At 51.4% G+C, this 20,466-nt stretch carries 20 protein-coding genes and 1 pseudogene; 7 read left to right on the forward strand and 14 right to left on the reverse strand.

The window, feature by feature from the left end; translation table 11 throughout:
• The 3 genes from BLL42_RS05635 (at nt 1) to BLL42_RS30760 (ending at nt 2,391) form a co-directional block, all read left to right on the forward strand.
• The gene (locus tag BLL42_RS05635; protein WP_071551161.1) at nt 1-639 is read left to right on the forward strand and encodes a LysE family translocator; all 639 of its coding nucleotides are present in this window, start codon (nt 1-3) and stop codon (nt 637-639) included.
• 755 nt (nt 640-1,394) lie between these two features.
• Nucleotides 1,395-2,063, forward strand: coding sequence for a LysR family transcriptional regulator (locus tag BLL42_RS05640; protein WP_071551162.1), 669 nt, complete (start codon nt 1,395-1,397; stop codon nt 2,061-2,063).
• Entirely contained in the window at nt 2,044-2,391 is a 348-nt protein-coding gene (locus BLL42_RS30760) for a LysR substrate-binding domain-containing protein (RefSeq protein WP_269086212.1), read from the forward strand. The genes BLL42_RS05640 and BLL42_RS30760 overlap by 20 nt, the downstream gene beginning before the upstream one ends.
• Nucleotides 2,392-2,590: 199 nt before the next feature.
• Here the strand turns inward: BLL42_RS30760 and BLL42_RS05650 are convergent, their stop codons facing one another.
• From BLL42_RS05650 to BLL42_RS05675, 6 genes are all read right to left on the reverse strand, one after another.
• The gene (locus BLL42_RS05650; RefSeq protein WP_071551164.1) at nt 2,591-3,175 is read right to left on the reverse strand and encodes a Rossmann-fold NAD(P)-binding domain-containing protein; all 585 of its coding nucleotides are present in this window, start codon (nt 3,173-3,175) and stop codon (nt 2,591-2,593) included.
• Nucleotides 3,176-3,309: 134 nt separating this feature from the next.
• Complete coding sequence (locus BLL42_RS05655; RefSeq protein ID WP_071551165.1) at nt 3,310-3,876, reverse strand: NUDIX hydrolase; 567 nt, start codon at nt 3,874-3,876, stop codon at nt 3,310-3,312.
• Between the two features lies 1 nt (nt 3,877).
• Nucleotides 3,878-4,750 carry a UbiA prenyltransferase family protein gene (locus BLL42_RS05660; protein WP_071551166.1) on the reverse strand — a complete coding sequence of 291 codons (873 nt, stop codon included), beginning with the start codon at nt 4,748-4,750 and terminating at the stop codon, nt 3,878-3,880.
• An 18-nt stretch (nt 4,751-4,768) separates the two neighbouring features.
• Nucleotides 4,769-7,360 carry a PEP/pyruvate-binding domain-containing protein gene (locus tag BLL42_RS05665; protein ID WP_071551167.1) on the reverse strand — a complete coding sequence of 864 codons (2,592 nt, stop codon included), beginning with the start codon at nt 7,358-7,360 and terminating at the stop codon, nt 4,769-4,771.
• Nucleotides 7,361-7,381: 21 nt separating this feature from the next.
• Entirely contained in the window at nt 7,382-8,014 is a 633-nt protein-coding gene (locus tag BLL42_RS05670) for a methyltransferase family protein (RefSeq protein WP_081427286.1), read from the reverse strand.
• 131 nt (nt 8,015-8,145) lie between these two features.
• Complete coding sequence (locus BLL42_RS05675) at nt 8,146-8,736, reverse strand: AfsA-related hotdog domain-containing protein (protein ID WP_129586933.1); 591 nt, start codon at nt 8,734-8,736, stop codon at nt 8,146-8,148.
• Nucleotides 8,737-9,953: 1,217 nt separating this feature from the next.
• On the opposite strand from BLL42_RS05675, the pseudogene BLL42_RS29535 reads away from it, so the two are divergent.
• Nucleotides 9,954-10,088, forward strand: a pseudogene (locus tag BLL42_RS29535) (LysE family translocator); the annotation flags it as partial.
• An 80-nt stretch (nt 10,089-10,168) separates the two neighbouring features.
• Here the strand turns inward: BLL42_RS29535 and BLL42_RS05680 are convergent.
• The 7 genes from BLL42_RS05680 to BLL42_RS05710 form a co-directional block, all read right to left on the reverse strand.
• Complete coding sequence (locus BLL42_RS05680) at nt 10,169-10,933, reverse strand: ABC transporter ATP-binding protein (protein ID WP_071551170.1); 765 nt, start codon at nt 10,931-10,933, stop codon at nt 10,169-10,171.
• Nucleotides 10,934-11,010: 77 nt separating this feature from the next.
• A complete protein-coding gene (locus tag BLL42_RS05685; protein WP_019689329.1) occupies nt 11,011-11,721 on the reverse strand; it encodes an ABC transporter permease in 711 nt (236 codons plus the stop codon).
• Nucleotides 11,718-12,446: an ABC transporter permease gene (locus BLL42_RS05690; RefSeq protein WP_071551171.1), complete on the reverse strand. Its 729-nt coding sequence runs from the start codon at nt 12,444-12,446 to the stop codon at nt 11,718-11,720. The genes BLL42_RS05685 and BLL42_RS05690 overlap by 4 nt, the downstream gene beginning before the upstream one ends.
• 57 nt (nt 12,447-12,503) lie before the next feature.
• Entirely contained in the window at nt 12,504-13,283 is a 780-nt protein-coding gene (locus tag BLL42_RS05695; protein ID WP_071551172.1) for a transporter substrate-binding domain-containing protein, read from the reverse strand.
• 538 nt (nt 13,284-13,821) lie between these two features.
• On the reverse strand, nt 13,822-15,144 hold the full coding sequence (locus BLL42_RS05700) for a vWA domain-containing protein (protein WP_071551173.1): 1,323 nt from the start codon (nt 15,142-15,144) through the stop codon (nt 13,822-13,824).
• Nucleotides 15,145-15,185: 41 nt separating this feature from the next.
• Nucleotides 15,186-15,692 (reverse strand): TadE/TadG family type IV pilus assembly protein, encoded by a 507-nt coding sequence (locus BLL42_RS05705; protein WP_071551174.1) that lies wholly within the window; start codon nt 15,690-15,692, stop codon nt 15,186-15,188.
• A 61-nt stretch (nt 15,693-15,753) separates the two neighbouring features.
• Nucleotides 15,754-16,227 (reverse strand): TadE/TadG family type IV pilus assembly protein, encoded by a 474-nt coding sequence (locus BLL42_RS05710; RefSeq protein WP_071551175.1) that lies wholly within the window; start codon nt 16,225-16,227, stop codon nt 15,754-15,756.
• A gap of 536 nt (nt 16,228-16,763) precedes the next feature.
• Here BLL42_RS05710 and BLL42_RS05715 point away from each other — a divergent pair.
• The 3 genes from BLL42_RS05715 (at nt 16,764) to BLL42_RS05725 (ending at nt 19,116) form a co-directional block, all read left to right on the forward strand.
• Entirely contained in the window at nt 16,764-18,005 is a 1,242-nt protein-coding gene (locus tag BLL42_RS05715; protein ID WP_071551176.1) for a type II and III secretion system protein family protein, read from the forward strand.
• Between the two features lie 107 nt (nt 18,006-18,112).
• Entirely contained in the window at nt 18,113-18,850 is a 738-nt protein-coding gene (locus tag BLL42_RS05720) for a tetratricopeptide repeat protein (RefSeq protein ID WP_071551177.1), read from the forward strand.
• A 2-nt stretch (nt 18,851-18,852) separates the two neighbouring features.
• Nucleotides 18,853-19,116: a DUF3613 domain-containing protein gene (locus tag BLL42_RS05725; protein WP_071551178.1), complete on the forward strand. Its 264-nt coding sequence runs from the start codon at nt 18,853-18,855 to the stop codon at nt 19,114-19,116.
• Between the two features lie 375 nt (nt 19,117-19,491).
• Here the strand turns inward: BLL42_RS05725 and BLL42_RS05730 are convergent, their stop codons facing one another.
• Nucleotides 19,492-20,463, reverse strand: a complete 972-nt coding sequence (locus tag BLL42_RS05730; RefSeq protein WP_071551179.1) for a type II secretion system F family protein — start codon at nt 20,461-20,463, stop codon at nt 19,492-19,494.
• Nucleotides 20,464-20,466: the final 3 nt, after the last annotated feature.

Consider the following 20,466-nt stretch of genomic DNA (forward strand, 5'->3'; position numbering starts at 1 on the left):
ATGCTTTCGAACTACCTAGGCGAATTCCTTGCACTGGCGACGATCCACTTTCTCGCCGTCGTTGCGCCAGGGCCTGATTTTGCAGTGACTATTCGCCAGAGCGTGCGATTTGGGCGTCTGGTCGGGATATGCACCGCACTTGGCATTGGCGCGGGCATTTCGGTGCATGTGCTATACACCTTGCTTGGGGTCGGCGCTCTGATGCACACCACTCCCTGGCTGCTGACCGTGGCCAAGGTCGTGGGTGGCGCTTACATTCTTTACCTCGGCGTGAGCCTGCTGCGCAGCAAACCCAAATCGGCGATTGAAGGTGACCAGGTTGCACAAGAGCCAAGTGAGCAGCAGACCTTGCTCAAGGCATTCACCACGGGGTTTCTGACCAACGCCACCAACCCCAAGGCCACGCTGTTCTTCCTGGCGATTTTCACCACCATCATCAGCGCCTCGACACCGTTGAAGGTTCAGGCGCTGTACGGGTTGTGGATGTGTTTCGTGAACGCTTTGTGGTTCGTGATAGTTGCGCTGTTCTTTTCCAGCGCTCGGGTGCGACTGATGTTCATGCGTATGGGCCACTGGTTCGAGCGAACCATGGGGGTGATCCTGATTCTGTTTGCGGGACGCCTGATTCTGTCCATGTAAGACGAAACATAACGTAAAAGGACCGTCCAGTCAGACTGGTGGGTCTTTTCTATCGTCGAGTTGACAGGTATCACAAATAGCGCGTGATCAAAAACGCCGCTCAATGAGCGGTGCTTTTACTAAATATGGAGCGGAAAACCAGACTCTGATCCGGCTGAGTCTACAGAAACGTAATGCCTTCCCTGGGTCTTGCAAGGCATGCATAGCATCGCTCCAAGGCCGCTTAACATAGAGCCGAGCGAAATAAAGTGCGGATCGACGGAAGATCCATGCCGTACATATCCAGTAAACAATTAAATTATGAAAACGTTAAGACAGACTTTACAGCACACACCATTAGAGCTAAAAAATAGACTCACACTCATAGTTCATACTAGAACATTTATTCTGTCAAATCGTTCAACCCGCATCATAAATTCGGCGCAATTCTATCGGAGGGGATAACACTGTAATTACAGAAACTTTTCAAATTTTCTTACTACTATGGATGGCCAATTCTACTTCACAGAGGCCACCCAACCAAACTTTAACCCGGTGTGAGTACCACAAGTAAAAGCAGACTCAACACACAGCATAGATCATGCCAGCGACTCGCAAAACCACCAACCTGTGAGCTAACACAACAATAATATCCTTAGTCAGCGTCTATAACCTAAAAACTCACTGGAGATAGACATACAAGTGCTTACACGCAATATAGCGCTAAGCACTTCGCTCTATTACTCCAAGGGCCATGACATAATGGAAGCACAGAAATGCACGATCTTCGTCAACTTCGACACTTTGTTGCTATTGCTGAAAGCTGTAACTTTGCCCGCGCAGCAGAGATCGTCAATATCACCCAGCCTGCATTATCACGCAGTTTACAGGCCTTGGAGCGGACATTGAACTGTCAATTGCTGGACCGTTCCTCCCGGGGCGCTAATCTAACCGTACAGGGCCATCTCGTACTGGAACATGCACGTAGCCTTTTGACAGCCAGTAGAGGACTGAAGAACGCAGTAGATAGATTGAATAATCTTGAATGCGGTGAACTACTCCTGGGGGCAAGCCCTTCACCCTCAGCTATATTGATACCCCGCGCGCTTGGAGTTCTGATTACGCGCCACCCTCAGGTTCGATCTTTATTAACCATCGACAACTGGTTCAAGCTTCGTGAACAGTTGCTGAGTAACCATATTGAAATGTATGTCGCAGATATCAGGGAAGTGCTTGATGACCCTATGCTGATCATTGAACAACTGCATAATTTTCCTGTCATGGTATTCTGCCAACCACAGCACCCCCTCTTGGAATGCATCAACTTATCTCCCGATCAACTCGCTCACTACCCTATGGCCTGCGCTCAACTACCAACCGACAAGACACTGGGTATCGGCCGGCTGAACAAACGCACCCCCCCCTATCAGCTTCAAGTGCGATAGTTTCGCTGTACTCAATCAGTTAGTACGGGAAAGCGACGCACTCGGTCTGGCCCCATGGGATGTTCTGGCCGATCAAGTTAATGCTGGCCAAATTGCCGTCCTACCAGTCCCTAAAATCTTACTGAATGAAAGATCTGCCTATGGAATCGTGAGCCGCAGAGGACAAAGTCTCTCACCCGCAGCAGCAGCCTTGAAAATCATCTTGCGGGAGGAAAATGAGCGGACTCATGCACGTCTTTGTGGCAATGGACAACCACACCCCGCCGACACGGCGCAAGAGCTGCGCAGTGAATGGATATCGAGTGCCATTACAAAGCTGCAACAGTAGTACAACTGCTTATGGCGACTCACATCATGAAAGATCAATAAAACCTTTTGTTAAACGGCGCATTCTACACGGGTCGCTGCAACAAAAGTCTATCGATCCCGAGCGGATAACTCCTCATCGAGAATGAGGAGTTATCCCCAGCAGAACAAACGTCATTACTGAATCTGGAAAGACCTGAGGCACCTAAAATTTTACCATGTCACTTCACATTCATACTGAAGCCTCTATCGATCAGAATGCCAGTGCCATTAATGGATTGATTAGTAAAGAGAAATGTAATTGCAGAATATACATCGTCAACGCAGATCTTTTCCGGATCGGCTCCGTTGGCACCTACTCTCCATGGACTGACGTAATTGAATCGCGTACGCCCCATAAACTCTTGAGCCAGATATCTTACTGCTACTTCCGTTGCCGTATTTACCAGACTCAACGCACAGTAGGTATTGATGATAAAATTAGAAGCCGCGCCGGAAATCACGACGACCGAATCCACCGAGAGCCTATCTAGGAGAGCGCCTATTTTATATAATGGCAGCAAGCGACTTTGGAAGGCTTTATCGACACCTTGATAATCGATATTTGGGAGATCAACCTTATAGCTACTTGCCGAGGTAATAAGTACGTAGTCCGGCTGAAAGCGGATCACCTCCGATTCAAAGCAATCCGAAAAAAAATCGGACTTGCTAATGCGCAACACTTGATATTGATGCTCTGCCTTGTTGAACAGGTACTGCCCAAGCCCATTAACATTCCCGCCTCCAATACATAACAATCGCTTCATATATACCTCACTTCTATATATTAAAAATCGACTGATATTCGGAAATACCTTCTTTTGACAATAACTCAGTCCTCGGGCCAGTTACTGGACTTCAACATAATCGAGGCTGCAGCCGATCGACAAAAAGCGCAACATTATTCCACGACATCGAATTTTCCACCTGACGCTCTCCAAAGCACCCCCTGACAAATGGCTATCGCAAACGCCGAAAGTGTTTTAGCGTCTCTAACGTTACCACTGGAAATATTTGACTGAAACTCTTGAATCGACATTGTACAAACACTAATAAATTCATCTTCATCTTTCACCAGTGAGCGCGGTTTTAGTCCGCGCGCAAAAAAAATGCTAATAACCTCATCGCTGTACCCTGGCTCAGCATAGACTCTTGCCAAAAAATGCAAGTGACTTGCATACAAGCAAACTTCCTCACCTAACTCCCGTTGAGCACAGTCTAGCGCTGTCTCGCCTCGTACTATTTTCCCAGCCGGGAACTCCAACAACCATTCATCCATTACTGCCCGATACTGTTTAACCAACACTAAATCTCCATTGCTGGTTTGCGGTATTACCAATGCAGCTCCTGGGTGTCGCAATACAATTTTTGCTCTCTCTTCCCCATCAGGAAATTTACATAACTTTTCCTCCAGAGAGAATTCCTCCCACTGGTAATATATCTGTTCGTTACTTATCTCCGCTGCCATCTCAAACTCCTCTTGAAACTGCCACAACTAGGTTCACGGCATAAAATGACAATAGGAAAATTACTGCATAGAATCGGGAGCTTCTCTTCCGACATTTAAATAGAAAGAAATTTACGATAGCCATTAGCAAGAAAACGTATGGAAGGAAGAGGATCATGTGCTCAAACGTTCCCACCGGACGAACCAGATAATAGCCAAAGGCCACTCCTAAAACGCCGCATACCACACCGCATAGATGTGCCGCCACAGGTCCTATTTGGGTTGAATACAACCCCTCCTGATGAGTTTCCCATCGCGTTTTCCTAAGTATTTCCAGAGCAAGGAAAGACAGCATGCACGACATCGGCAACAGCAAATGCGAATACTCGAAAAGAATCTCATATTTTTTTAATGTATAAAACAGCACATAATAATAAATTTGAATACTGACAGGAAATGTAATCATTAATGCGAAAAACGGAAGCGTCGATACCGCAGATATTTTCTTGTCCGCACCCCATATCAACAAAGTATAAATACATACTGAAAGAGGTAAAACTGACGACCCGGTACTTTGGTTCAGAGCGACAATCAAAGCACCCGTCATCGTTGAATATATCAAGATTTGTTTTCTCGATACGGCTCCTGTCACCAGAGGTCTCTCCGGGTTATTTATTTTATCGTACTCATAATCCTTCACTTCATCAACAAGCCGAGTAAATAGCAACAGCAGAATTACAACCAACCAGACACCAACATCGTCGAGACCTATTGAAATAGAGTGGCTTTCGTACATAACAATTATCGCCTGCATGCCAAACAGCCACAAAAATGCAAACAAACAATAAAACCCAAGCGGAAATACAGATGAGCAAAACGCAGTAAACTGTTTCATATTCCACCATATACCAGATTAGTCCATGATGACTCTGATCTCACCTGTAGATCCGTTTATTTCAACCTCCTGGCCATCCTTTAATCGCTGAGTACAATTATCGACACCAATTACCGTAGGAATACCAAATTTTCTCCCCGTGATAGCAGTATGAGAAAGAAGACTACCTTTCTCCACGATCATCCCTTTCGCATTGATCATCAGAAATAGCCATCCTGGATCTGTTTCCCTTGCTACCAATATGGTATCCGGTGGAATGCTATCCACCGTTTGGGGATCCGTCACCACTTTAACTCTGCCTCTCGCAATACCTGACGATGATCCAAGGCCGGACAAAGGTGAATTACTTTTCTTATTTGAAATAAACTCCCCATCCTTAGTAAAAAAAGATGACTCCAGTGCTTGAGCATCCCATGCGTTAAATTCTTGTCGACGGACATCAATCAATGCCAAGTTATTTTGAGTGAGAGCCGTGTTGGAAAAATACCCAAATACTTCATCCTGCGCCAGATAAAAAACATCGCTCCAGTCCTGAAGCGCCCCATCTTGCTGCATGTCTCGCGCGAGTTTATAAAACACATGCTTCGCATAATCAAATACCTCACTCCTTAAATAGCGAGTATCCTCGCGAACTGTAATAAGCCCCTTCAGCCTATCAACAACATACTGCAAGAGAAGTCTCTTCATTACTGGCAAACCAGTATAAATCTGTATAATCGCGGCTTTCTGCCTATCCCTTTCATCAGACTCAGACCGTTGCTGCGAAGCTAGCAACAACTTTATATTCTTGATGAATTTTTCAGGGGCAAAGCGATAGGATGGATTTTCCAACTTTAGCTCCTGTAGCCCTCGTGCTCCGAAGCAATCTAAATGCAACTGAATCTTTTGCAAAAAGCCAAAGTATTTCGTTTCCTCATTAAGCCTTCTCCATACTTCATAATCCTCTGCCTCAAATACCTCTATCAACTCTTTGTCTGACCTTATCTCATCCGCAAGCGCCATCGATGACTTGATGACATTAGCACTGGTAATATCTTCGCTATCACCAAGTAATGTATTGAGTGTGCTGACCGGCAGCTTGTATTGATCAATCAACCGTGTAGCGATGTGTTGCAGGCAGACCAATGAGAGACCTGAGGTTACGGTCCACCCCCAATGCTGCCTTAATTGCGAGTAAAATACATTAAAGTTTTCAATGGTCGTTAGGGGACTCTCATTCAAGTCGACACTTCGCCGAGTGGTATGCCACCACCGAAAAAAATCCGCATTTCTACGTCGAAACTGAAACATATTGCAAATTAGATTTAAGCGAATTTTCGAATTCGAAAAAAAATTTCCGTTTCGTGCTCCTTTTAAATAGATGGACGTAGGCAAGGCTATTCGCCTCTCCCATTGCTGCTTCATAAATGGCAGTGCCGAAAATATATCCCTATGAGATTCCATAAAGTTATTTATATTGTAATAAATCCCTCCTCCCAAGTACCCCAATACATTATCTATAAAATGTTTCTTACTCTCCAAAGACGAACGAGTAGCTCCCAGCTTTACGTAAGCGTCCGTAAGTAAAGCAGTATAAAATTTTTGGCTGAATGAAAAGGTCAGAGGCGTTGACAGGCCCGGATAATTCTCCGTAAGGTTATAGTTTGACCAAAACACCGCCTGCTGCTCCATATTCACAGGTCTGGACTGAAGTATATAGATTTCGCCATTATCATCAAATGCGCCTTCAATATCCTGTGGGCACCCAAAAAGATTTTCTATACGTTGACCAAGCCTCTTTAAAACTTTAATCTCGTACTCGCTTAGAACCGGTGATTGCCCATCCCACTCACTCGCCAATGGTTGCAATACAATCCCAGATCTCTTATTAGAATCAAATACCATTCTCGAACGTTTGTTTTTAACCTCACTGGTGACTCCTCCGCCATCCTCATTATCAATAAAAAAATGATCAACTTCGACTTTCTCTTGAACAATCCCCTCCCCCAGACCATAGCCGGCAGCAATGATCGTCCTATCTTGGTAGTTACTAGGATCAACCGTAAACATGACGAATGAGCGTTGCGCTGGCACCATGCGTTGAATTCCAACTGAAATCGAGAACGCAGTCAGATTAATATCATGTTGCTTCCGATAGATTAATGCCTCAGAACTAAAGCCAGACGCCCAGCATCTCTTTATATAGGACGTGATAGTGGCACGATCCACATATAGAAATGTCTCACTCATTCCTGCGAAGGCGTGACACTGGGAATCTTCTGAAACAGAAGAGTCCTCAGCCACCATAGAGGATCTTATGGCAAAATGATTGACTTCGGAGAATGCTGCCAGTTGACATTCTATCGAGCACTTCAGCTCGGAGGACATCTCATGAGCCAAGAAAAGACCAGTTATGTTACGTGACGCCGCTGCGATAGAACTCGACCGACTGAAATCAATCATGTCGATTTCACTTTCAACGAGCTCTTTTATTCCAGAAAAAACCAGATCATATTTCTCCTTAGCGAGGCAGACAAACTCAGGAACATTGAATCCATTCTCTTTCAAGACCTTTTGCTTATAAAATTTACCACCTACGTTTTTATCCTGCATATCTTCAAGTAAAATCATGGCACACCCCCCACAATACAATCAATAGACGTACGGAATGAATTTCTTGGAGACACCCATATAGCTCCTATAACCGTCAACCTTTATCAACTCACGCTCTTCATGACTAATTCTGTTTAATATTGATGGAATCAATGTAAAGATTAGAATAATGAGAGAGGGATATGAGAAATAGCTAATCGTGAGACCTAGAGAACCAACCAGCATGCCTGTATATGCTGGGTGTCTGACCAGCTTGTAGATTCCGTAATCAACAATTTTGTGATCATTCTTTATGTCAATCAGGTGAGAGTAATGCCGCCCCAAGGTATAAATTGCAAGCTGCCTTATTACAACTCCCAATCCAACCAACACACTACCCACATAAATACAAGTCAAACTCGGAGCAGGTAAAGCCGGCAGCAATAGCGCAACAGCCGTCATCACGACATGCAGAACCCTTGCATAACCATAAATAATCACAGTGCCGTGATCAGTATTACTTTCGGCGCTACCCTTATCACGCTTTACAACTTTAAGTTCAACAAATATCCATAAAACATATATCATATAAGGCAAAGCATAGCCCACTCCAAAGTGATAGCTAATTGTGATTATAGAAATAACACTCGACACCAATGATATCCAAAGTACAGAACCAAGAAACTTCTTCATGTAATCACCCCCTAGAATCAACCGTTATTTTAAGCACTACATCCCCACACCTGCTAAAAGCACCGAACAAAGCCAGACAACCAAATCCACCTTCCAAGCCAATATCCCGACAACTAAATTAAGCGAAAGCACTACAACAACATATTGATAGGCAACTCATGCGCTACCTGCTTAAACCTGCACACCTCAGACGCAGAAGCGGCCAACTCAGCCTCTTTTCCGGACACTGATTGATTAGCATGAGCCGTGAAAGACACTTCTGCCGCAGCACAAGACAACTCATTTTGAAGTGCCTCCAGGGAGACTCTATAACGCGTACGAAGACGTGTTTCGCGCCGTTCAATTATTGAAAATTTTATATGCGCCGGAAGGGGGAATAGATAATGATGGAAATCAGTGTTAATCATATTCAATACATATTGATTACACTCCCCATTAACCAAAGGAAAAAATATATCCGTTACCGCAAGCATTGATTGGCGAAACGCCTCAATAATTAACATGCCTTGGACATGCTGTCCCGTTTGGTGATCGCCCATTAACTCACATCGCTCATCAATATTTATCGGAATATAAAACTCCCCCCTTGCCATTTGAAGTGGCATTCCGATGAGCGTATTGAACCGGGTCCCTTTGTGACTGTATAAACCACTGACTCTATCGGTAACACGTTTAAGATCATCAAGCTCAATGACTTGGCGCAGCGAGTCTGACTTACTCACACTCTTGATTACCTCAAGAACCTCATCTTCTTGCGCACCTTGCCCCAATAGCAACGTATACCCCCCCCTTGAGTACAATCGCTACAGCTCAGCAATAACTTCAACTGCGCAACCGTTACAACATTTTCATTTCGTGCAAACTGATGAAATTTATTCCCAACAACAAATAATATTTTACACGACATATAAAGCCCATCCTGTATTTTCCAAAAGCATCGAGAATCTGATTAACGCACCACTCCTTTCCTGAATCGCAGCAACACGCAGGGTCAACAAAACCACATAATTTAAATTCGAGAAGTACAAGGCAACGGAAACACACCTTTAAAATTAACAGGTATAGATAAACCACAGGAGGCAAATCTTGATGTATTGCCTCGGCACAATACTCCCCCCCAGAAGAACCATACCTCCTTGGCAATTGCGTTTATTTCTGCAGGTTACTTTCAAATGCACACTTAAACCGGCATGATTTCTATCGGCACATCAATCTCTAACCACTGATCAGCTACGTCACTCATCTACGGACAGAACACATTTAATAGAGAGTTCAACCACCTATTAGATCTGACATTACCTTTCCAACTTTCTGCACCAAAGATTACCTGCAAAGCCACGATCAGCAAGGCAATCAAAGTCTGGTGAATGTAACAAGAAATTGCACAATTCTTATCAGCCTATTCCGCCTCGTATTCATTGGGTATCTGCTCGCTCAATATGCGCAAACTGCTTTCCTGCGATGCGCTATTTGCATGAGAAAACATCCTTTTCCTACGCTACGCAAAGAATATTCCTACTTGGTCGCGTCCAGTAGACGGTCGAGGGCCTATAAAACGCTTGCTCGACGCGACGCGAATTAACGCGATCTCGATACGCTCATGCTGAATTCTGGACACGCCGGGTTGGTGCAGTTTTCAGTAGGAGGCTGGGAAGGGTACGGCTGATGACTTTTGGGGGAGTACCATGAGGATCGACCCGAGAGCGCATATTCCCCTCACAGGGATGGGATCCCGTGGGATGTTACTGTCGCAAGGGACAAAATATTTGTTCGAACTTCAAGTGAGAGTCGCATCAGGGCGAAAATCGACCACAGAGTACGCGGCCCCGTATCATTGCGATGCTCTTAGCGTGATGCCTGAACTGACTGCGTCATCGCCCCCAAGAAATCACAAATAACGCGTAAACAATAACGCCGTCCAACGCATGGACTCTGGATGTGGTTCGTGATAGTTGCGCTGTTCTTTTCCAGCGCTCGGGTGCGACTGATGTTCATGCGTATGGGCCACTGGTTCGAGCGAACCATGGGGGTGATCCTGATTCTGTTTGCGGGACGCCTGATTCTGTCCATGTAGATCGTGCCTGTGTTCAAGGCACCAGGCCTCGGCGTTGAGCAACAGGTCAGTCGCTCAACGCCGAGATACCAAGGCAGTGCTTACTTCAGGTTGCCGCTGAGGAACTGCTGCAAACGCTCGCTCTTCGGATTGCCAAGCACGTCTTCAGGCGCGCCCTCTTCCTCCACCCGCCCCTGATGCAGGAACAGCACTTGATTCGAGACTTTGCGGGCGAAGCTCATTTCATGGGTCACCATGATCATGGTCCGGCCTTCTTCAGCCAGGCCCTGGATTACCTTGAGCACTTCGCCCACCAGTTCCGGGTCCAGCGCCGAGGTCGGTTCGTCGAACAGCATGACTTCCGGCTCCATCGCCAGGGCGCGGGCAATGGCCACCCGCTGTTGCTGACCACCCGACAGGAACGCCGGGTACTGATCCGCCACTCGGGCCGGCAGGCCGACCTTGTCCAGATAACGACGGGCGCGGTCTTCAGCATCTTTCTTGCTGACACCCAGCACCCGGCGCGGGGCCATGGTGATGTTTTCCAGCACGGTCATGTGGCCCCACAGGTTGAAGTGCTGGAACACCATCGCCAGACGGGTGCGCAGTCGTTGCAGTTCAGCATCGTCGGCCACGCGCATGCCATGGTGGTCTTTGACCATGCGAATCTGCTTGCCGTCCAGGCTCATGGCGCCGTCGTTGGGTGTTTCGAGAAAGTTGATGCAGCGCAAAAAGGTACTTTTGCCCGAGCCGCTGGCGCCGATCAGGCTGATCACGTCACCGGTGTTGGCCTTCAGGGAAACGCCCTTGAGCACTTCGTGGCTACCGTAACTCTTGTGTAGTTCTTCAACAGTCAATTTGTACATGTGCGCAATCATCCTCTAAGGGAAAATGGGTCGCCGCGGCGTAGACGTCGCAACCGGCGACAAAGCCTGTGGCCTGATTAGTGAGCCGGGCCAAGAAAGGCCAGCCAACGACGCTCGGCAATGCGGAACAGCCCGACCAGCGCAAAGGTGACCAACAGGTAGATCAGCGCGGTAATACCGAACGATTGAAAGGTCAAAAAGGTCGCCGAGTTGGCATCCCGCGCCACTTTCAAAATGTCCGGGACGGTGGCGGTGAAGGCCACGGTGGTCGAGTGCAACATCAGGATCACTTCGTTGCTGTAGTACGGCAACGAGCGACGCAGGGCCGACGGCATGATCACGTAGGCATAGAGCTTCCAACCCGTCAGGCCATAGGCCTTGGCCGCTTCGACTTCGCCGTGGTTCATGCTGCGAATCGCCCCGGCGAAAATCTCCGTGGTGTAGGCGCAGGTGTTCAGGGCAAAGGCGAGGATGGTGCAGTTCATCGCATCGCGAAAGAACGCATCGAGCACCGGCTGCGCGCGGACCGCTGCCAGGCTGTAGATCCCGGTGTAGCAAATCAGCAGCTGGATATACAGCGGCGTGCCGCGAAACAGGTAGGTGTAGAACTGCACCGGCCAACGCACGTAGAGCTTGTTGGAAACCCGGGCAATCGACAGGGGAACCGACACCAGAAAACCAATGAAGATCGAGGCGCTGAGCAGCCACAGGGTCATGGCCAGGCCGGTGATGTGGTAACCGTCGCTATAGAGGAAAGGCTTCCAGTAGTCCTGCAGTAATTCGATCATCGTACCGCCTCCCGAGAGCCTGCCGCGTAATGCCGTTCGAGCCAGCGCAGGACATAGTTCGAAGCGCTGGTAATCACCAGGTAGATCAGCGCTGCCAACACCAGAAAAAAGAACAGTTGATAGGTGCTTTTACCGGCGTCCTGAGCGGCCTTTACCAGGTCCGCCAGGCCGATGATCGACACCAGCGCGGTGGCCTTGAGGATCACCATCCAGTTATTGCCGATGCCCGGCAGGGCGAAGCGCATCATTTGCGGGAACACGACGAAGCGAAAGCGCTGAGCACGGCTCAAGCCGTAAGCGGTGGCCGCTTCCATCTGCCCGCGGGGCACAGCGAGGATCGCGCCACGAAAGGTCTCGGTGAAGTACGCTCCGTAGATAAAGCCCAGGGTGATGATCCCTGCGGCGAACGGATCGATCTCGATGTATTCCCAGCCCAGCGCCTCGGTGAAACTGGTCAACCAGGTTTGCAGGCTGTAGAAAATCAGCAGCATCAGCACCAGGTCCGGCACCCCGCGAATCAGCGTGGTGTAGAGCTGGGCCGGAATCCGCAACAGTTTGACGCTGGAGAGTTTGGCACTGGCGCCGATCAGGCCGAGCAGAACGCTCAACAACAGCGACAATATCGATAACTTGACGGTCATCCAGGAGCCTTCCAGCAACAGAGGGCCGAACCCCTTCAAGCTGAATGCGGAGAGCCCGAGTGTCTGCAAAAGTGCTTCGAACATAATTTCGGAACCTATAGCGATAAAAAAGCGCCCGTCCCGAGGACGGGCACCGGGGCCTTACTTGCCGCTGTAGAGACTCAGATCACCGAAGTGTTTCTTCGAGATCGCGTCGTAGGTGCCGTTGTCGTGTAACGCCTGGATGCCTTTATCGAGAAGGGCCTTGAGCTCTGTGTTGCCTTTGGCGATACCCACTGCTGTTTTAGCGGGCAACAATTCGCTGTCGATCGGTTTGCTGACCTCGAAATCAGCCCCTTGCGGCGACTTCAAAAAGCTCAGTTTGGCTTGCAGCATGTCCTGAATCGTGGCGTCGAGGCGACCGGACATCAAGTCAGCGTAAACCTGGTCCTGGTTGGCGTAGGCCTTGGTTTCTACCCCGGCCTTGTCCAGCACAGCCTTGGCGTAGGCTTCCTGGATGGTGCCTTGCTCGTAGCCGACCTTTTTACCCTTGAGCGAGGCCACGTCAGAAACGCCGGAGCCTTTCTTGTAGACCAGTGCGGTCGGGCCGGAGAACAGCTCGCTGGAGAAGTCGATGACTTTCTCACGGGCCGGAGTCACGGTCATGGAGGAGATCACGCCGTCGAACTTGTTGGCCTTCAGGCCTGGAATCGTGCCGTCGAAATCGCTCTCGACCCATTTGCACTTGACCTTCAGCTCGGCGCAGATCGCGTTGCCCAGATCAATATCGAAGCCCGTCAGGCTGCCATCGGCCGCTTTGGACTCGAACGGTGCGTAAGACGCATCAACACCAAAACGCAGCTCTTTGTATTCCTTGGCCGTGGCTACGCCTGCGGCCATGCACAGAGTCAAAGCAGAAAGGGTCAGCAATGTTCTTTTCATTATTATCAATTCCTAAAACCATTACGGGCGCTTGTGGCGAATGGGTGCTGTAACTGGAATGCATGCAACGCTGTGAACCTGAACCAAATTCTCAAGTACGTGCTTTAAAGCCATCTTGTGCGTCAACGCCTCCTGGCGACTCCAACGCACACACGCTTACTTGTACATACAAGCATATGCAATCAACCAGCCAACTCGCTGAACGGCAGCTAAAGAAAGCGTGTAAAGCAAAAGGAAGGCCTCTGGAGCAGGGCTTTGGGGGGTGACCTGAAAATTCTCGAGGGTTGTTGAGCCGCGTTCGTGGGTGTTACCTGAGCCACGTTTTGCGTCGTGCTGGTGCATCCGGTAACAACTTTTGAGGGGGCATTACGTGTGGAAATAACCCGCAGTGGGGCAGCCAACGTCACCATCGGGGAAGTGTTGGGAGGCTGCAAACCGGCCGCTCGGATATGTCTTTGTAGACCGGGTCAGCACTGCAGAGCAGTGAGGACAAGCGTCACTTAGGTGCCAGCCTTGCAGGCAATGCCGTAGTCGAACGTTAGATCGCATTTGGCGGGATCAGTCGCGGTTTCGTCAGCGCGTATGAGATGGTTTTGAATGCCGTACTCAGGTTGACGTTCCCCCCGGCTGCGTTCGGGCACGTGTCAGAGAAAAAATAGGAGGGGCCTGTTGCGATCTGTTGCATGGTGTTGCAAGGCGTCAAATCGCTATTACCGTCGCTGCACGGCGCCGAAGTGGAACCGCCACCGATATAGGCCACGGTATAGATCAGCGTACTGGTCTGCTTGACGGTATTGGCTGCAGTAACGGCCGCCTTGCATTCCGATCCATATTGGCTTTTGTAGGTGTTGCCAAGTTGACCTTGCGATGAAGATGCATCGCCGTCGCTCATCAGGACGATCACGTCTTGCCCGGGCGGCGACTGCCCTTGTGACATGCTCAGCAAGGCTGCCTGCGCGGAAGAAATCGCTTGAGTAAAATACGTGCCTAAACCGCCAATTGCCTGGATGCCGCCGCAGCCGCCTACCCCTAGCGCCTGCGCAATGCTTGAACTCGTGTTGATTTGGCCGTTTTTGAGAAAGCCGGAACTGAGCCCGGAGACTTGATAGGTGGCGCCGCTCGTTACAACTCCCTGCGCCACAGCCGAGTAACTACTGGCTATAGATTGATTCGAGCCGCATGAAAAGTTGCTACTTGCTGCGAGCGGCGGGTAGGTCATCAAGCCCACGTTATCGCCAGCGTTCGTCAAGTTGTTAATGAGTGTCAGTGCCGCCTGCTGGGAACATTGGAGTCGGGTCAGTGACTTTCCATTTGCCCCTGGGCAATTAGCGTCGGAGGTATTCATCGATCCTGTGGTGTCGAGCAAAATAATGACATTGTATTTGGTTGGCACGGCTCCGCCGCCGGCTACAGCCTTCGAGGCAGCGGTAATTTGCATTGAAGGGAAACCAAATACCTGGGAAAAGTAGAGCGGCACCGTCGCTTGCTGTACTACCTGGATACCATTGAATTTCGACACTGCTCCGGCTGCGGGCAACTGAGCATTGACCAATTGCAGACCTGTGATGCTGGCCGGCGACACCGTGACGTTGGCAGGCAACGTGTTGTTCCCCTGTCCGGCGGAGTACGCGGCGGCATTCGTTTGCGCCGTTGCAAACGAACTGTTCCAAAGGTCGGCGGCTCCGGCCAGCGCGGCAGCATCAGTGGCGGCCTGTAAGCGCTTCTGATTGTAGAGAACGTAGCCAGCATCGACGCTCAGGGCGACAAACCCCAGCAGGACGGCCATCGATAGGGCTGCCAAGACAACCACTGAGCCACGTTGGTGGCCCATGGTCTGCTGCCGGTTAGACATTCTTGACATAAGGGTGTACTCCTTGAGTTGAGGGATTTGATCAGGAGTATTCACTGCGCTCGCTCTACGACGGTGAAGCTCAGTGACGAAGGGAGCAGGTTCGTAATACCGGGAAAAGACCCTGTGAAAAGGGGCTTATAAGGGGAGTACGTCACCGTTACCGTGGCATTAGTGACTGCCCCATTCAGCACTGCATTGTTCAGGCCGACCGCGCAAGTAGCGTCAGCGCTGCATGAGGCGTTCCCCACGGAAGTCGAGTACGACAGATTCGCTACGGTCAAGTAGGCCGCCGATTTCTGTATCTGCGTTTTGGTGTCCGTGTAGGGGGTGGTTGTCCCGCGCTGGCTTGCGAAGAAGCGCGCGCCTGACGACGCGACATTCATGACCATCACGGTGTTAACGAGCAACCAGCCAAACTCCGCAAGGCAGAAGAACAATAAAATGAGCAATGGGGCCACGAGGGAGAACTCGATGGCCGCTATGCCTTTTTGCATCTTTCGCATCATGATCGTCCCCAACGTGGCATGGTGTTCGTCACCGATGCCCTCATAGCTCAAACGTCACACCGTTTTTGCCAGGTGTGGCCCAGTGTGGTGGTTACGACTCAACGATTGCCGGTTACTGCACAAGCTCCGACATTGTTGCATTCAAGCTCGGGGGCACGATTAACGCGAGGCTGCCTAATGAGCCACCCAGTACCGGAGCGAACAGGTAAGTAAGAGTAATACTGGCTTGTGTGCCGGCAGCAGGGGCCTGGCTGGCCGTGCCCAGAGCGGTGGCGCAGGCAGCGTCGCTCTGGCACGACGCTCCATTCACGGCGACGTTGATAGTCAACGTCTGATTCAGGCTTGCTAAAGGCGCGATGATTCCCGCAGCCGAAAGTACCGCGTTTTTAGTGTCTGAGTACGGGGTGGCATAACCACGCTGGGTGGCCAATAGACGTGCCCCAGTCGACGCTGCATTTGTTAACACGGCGTAGTTGTAGAACAGCCAGCCAAACTGGATGATCCCAAAGAGGAGCATCAGCAGCACCGGAAGTACGAGTGTGAACTCCACAACCGTTGCACCGGTTTCGTGCCTGGTATTCATCATGTCCCCTCCCCGGCGTCACTGTCTGCCGTGAAAAACTTCACTCGCCCACGCTATTCGCCTGAACATCTGCACGGAATCACTGTTCATCAACGACAACGACTTCCTTATGTAATCAGGGCGTTTGCTTCATGCACTGCTTGTCTGAACCCTAGTCAACGGGCAAAAGATGGGTTAGGACTTTTTTGCCGATCACTAAAACTTTTTTGCGGCCATCAACCGCACAGCCATCGTCCCACAGGTGTTGCTCTGCCGTTTCGCAGCTCGCGTTCGCGGATTGCTGATGGGGTGTCAGTCGTTGAAGGTTTTTTGCTGCGTAATGGCATTTAGGGCTTTATGCGCTACCGTCAGATAACGAAATAGCGAAATAGCGAGATAGCTACTTGGGGCCGGTACGGGGTAATCCCGCACCAGGAAAGACCGAGGGATGACACCGATGACAAACTCGGGCGAACGCGCGTTGACCAGAGCGGTTGCCCAAGTGATCTGCGACAGCCAGGTCTCCGGGCAAATGCTCCCATTCAGCAAGGAAGTCGTGAATGAACAGTAATTCCGTGCAGGTGTTCAAGCAAGTGACGTGGGCTTTGATGATCGCAGGCTTGCCCTCGGGGGTGGCGCTGGCGGCGCCGAGCAACTGCACGGGATTGGAGCAGATGCCGTCAGTGGTCGAAGTGGGCGAAGGCATGCAGCAAGCCATGCGCTCCCCCGTGGCAATCACGCGGCTGGCGGTGGGCGACCCCAAAGTCGCCGATGTGCATCTCAACGGCAATGATGCGTTCCTGCTGACCGGCATGGCGCCCGGTGCGACCAGCCTGATGATCTGGACGGGATGCTCCAGCGCGCCTCGCCAGAGCATGGTGTTCGTGCGCGGCAAAGCCGTTACGGCAGTGGCAGGCTCATCAGTGCTGCCTTCGGAAGATCCGCTGTTGCCAAGCCAGGTGCAGACCGATATCCGCTTCGTGGAAGTCAGCCGCACCAAATTGAAAGAGGCCAGTACCTCGATCTTCGGCAAAGGCGGCAGTTTTCTGTTCGGCTCTCCGGGCACGGTGCCCGGGGTGACGGTGGCACCCGGTCAACTCGGTAACACCATCACCAATATCCCGCTGAATAATGGCAGTTTCAATATCGGCTTTGGCGGCGGCAAGGTGCTGGGGCTGATCAACGCCTTGGAAAACAGTGGTTTTGCCTACACCCTGGCGCGTCCAAGCCTGGTGGCACTGAGCGGGCAAAGTGCGAGCTTCCTGGCCGGTGGCGAGGTGCCAATCCCGGTGCCCAGCAGTGGCAGTAATAATTTTTCCATCGAGTACAAGGAGTTCGGCATCCGCCTGACCCTGACCCCGACTGTGATCGGTCGCCAGCGTATTGCCTTGAAGGTGGCGCCGGAAGTCAGTGAACTCGACTTCACCAACGGCGTGTCCATCGCTGGCACGATCGTACCGGCACTGACAATACGGCGTACCGACACCAGTATTTCCCTGGCAGACGGTGAGAGTTTTGTGATCAGCGGCCTGATCAGTAGCAAGAACATTTCGTCGGTCAGCAAGTTGCCTGGTCTGGGAGATATTCCGATCCTCGGCGCATTTTTCCGCGACTCCTCGGTCAATCGCGAAGAACGCGAGTTGCTGATGGTCGTGACCCCGCACCTGGTGCAACCCCTGGCGGCCAATGCCCAGTTGCCGTCATTGCCCGGCGAGCAACTGCGCAATTACGACCCGAACTGGTTCCGTATGTATTTCCTGGAAAACGGCGACTTCGACCGTCGCAGCGGGTTATCGCAATGAACCGGAACCCGAGCTTCTGTCAGGCTTCTGGGGGGAAATGCACAACCACACCGCTGAGTCATGACCTTGTCGACCTGCGGGCCTTGAACGCTTTCCAGGGGTGGAACATGAAGGCATTGATTGCTGGTTTAGGGCTACTGATGCTCGGCGGCTGCGCCACCCACAATGGGGACTCCTGGTCTTCGCTGTCAGGCCAGGGAAGCTGCTCCAAGCCGGGTTCCGATCAGGAACTGTCGTTGAGCCTGGCGGACGACATGATAAATGACGGCAAGCTGCACGCCAGCCTGGCCAATCTGCAAAGCCTGCCGGACAACCTGGAGGCCGTGCGTCTGCGCAAGGCCAAGGTCTACCGCTTACTGGGCCGTAACGAGGCCGAGCCGCTGTACAAAAGCCTGCTCGGTACTTGCCTGGCCGCTGAAGGCGAGCACGGCCTGGGGCAATTGGCGGCAGCGCGCAACAATAACGAACAGGCGCTGACTTATCTGGAGCGGGCGGCACGGATGTCACCCACAGACGAGAAAATCCGCAACGACCTGGGCGTGGTCTACCTCAAGCAGTTGCGACTCGAAGAGGCACGTTTCGAGTTCATCACGGCCATGGAGTTGAAACAGTCCGATCAACTGGCCACGCTCAACCTGGTGACCTTGCTGATTTATCAGGACAACTGGAAGCAGGCGGCAGAGCTGGCCAACCGTGCCGGCTTGAGCCCTGAGCAAGTCAGCGATGCTCAGACCCGCGCACAGAAGCTCAAGAGTACGGGCAAGGGGCCGGCGCCCGGTGAACGGGTAGCGGCCATACAAGATCCGTCACAACCCGATACCAACAAACCAACAACGCAGAGGTAGTGATGAAACCGAACCTACTCAGCTGCTTGGGAGTATTGCTTTTCCCACTCGCCGCACAAGCCATCGAACCCGGTCCGGCCTCCCCGCAACAGCAGGGAACCGAAATCTGGCTAGTGTTGCAGAGTGGCGGGCAGGCGGCTTCGCCCACCCTGCAATCGGCCAAGGCCGGCGAGCGGGAATTAGCGCTGCAGCGCTGGCTGGACAACTACAAGCATCCGATTCCCGAGTACTACAAAGACACCTCGGGCCAGCAGCCGACGCAGTAGCTGGCGACATAACGTGTAACAGAGCTGGCGACGACGCTCTTTCATCTCTTCCCCCGGAGCTGCCTGGTAATAAGGCCATCAGCAGCCGGGTGCACTCATGCCTGTAGTTATCCTGTAGTTATGCAGGTCGTATCAGCATGACCTGGCTGGGCATGCCTTGGTTCGACAGAGCGTCGACGACGAGAGGGTTTGGATGGCGCAGAGTACGGTAACAGCTGCTGACTGGAAGGATCGTCCAACGCTTCAGCGTTGGTGTCGAAGAGCTCGACGGCGATCATCCATTGACTCGAGTTTGCCTGGCTTTTTTCTCGCACTGACATCCTGAAGCCTCTACCAAGGATGTCAGGATGTCATTACCTAGCGCCCTGCCCTTTGTCACAGCATGCTGAATGCTTTCAACACACCAATGAGTGCGGGCCCGATGGCGACCAGGAAGAAACTTGGCCACAGGCAGAAGATCAGCGGGAATACCAGCTTGGTACCGATTTTTGCTGCTTTCTCTTCGGCAAACTGGGTACGCCGGTCGCGAAACTCCTCGGCATAGATACGCAGGGTGGCGCCAACACTGGTGCCGAAGCGGATGCTCTGCGCCAGCAAGCTGACCAATCCTCGAATATCTTCCAGGCCGGTGCGTTCGGCCAGGTGTTTGAGCGCGTCGGTACTGGGAACTCCGGCGCGGATTTCAGAGTTGACCAGCGCCAGTTCCAGCGCCAGCTCTGCCTGGCTGACCGCCAGCTCGTCAGCCACCCGCTCGATGGCCTGAGGCAAGGCCAGACCAGACTCCACACAGACCACCATCAGATCAAGGGCATCCGGGAAGGCGACGAGTAGCCGACTCATCCGGGCCTGCTTGCGTTTGTCGACATAGATGGCCGGTGCCAGCCAGCCCACACCGACTGCCAGGAGCAGCAACAAAATACCCATGATCAGAGACAGCTTGGGAATCAGCGGCAGAACCAGTAGCGTAACGCCCACCAGAATCAGCGGCGTCAGCAAGCGAACGGCCCAGTACATCTGCACCGCCTTCGCAGAGCGATAGCCCGCATGTATCAGCTGGGTTCTAACTGCAGAGTTCTGCCCTTGCGCTACTGAGCCAAAACGTTGGCCCACCTGCTCAAGCATCAACTGCAGATTACTGGGCGGCTCTTGCCCCTGGACTGTTGTCCCACCTTGACCACGTTTGATCATCACAAGACGGCGCTTGGATGGGTCCTGCAGCCCCTGCACCAGCAATAGCAGGGTAATTGCAACCAGCACCGTGCTCAGGCCGATGCCTCCCACGAACAGCAGGCGCGCCAGCCGCTCATCATTCATGACACTGTGGAACAGGCTTAGCAGATAGTCCATCTC

The sequence above is a fragment of the Pseudomonas frederiksbergensis genome (assembly GCF_001874645.1).
GTDB classification, from domain to species: domain Bacteria; phylum Pseudomonadota; class Gammaproteobacteria; order Pseudomonadales; family Pseudomonadaceae; genus Aquipseudomonas; species Aquipseudomonas frederiksbergensis_B.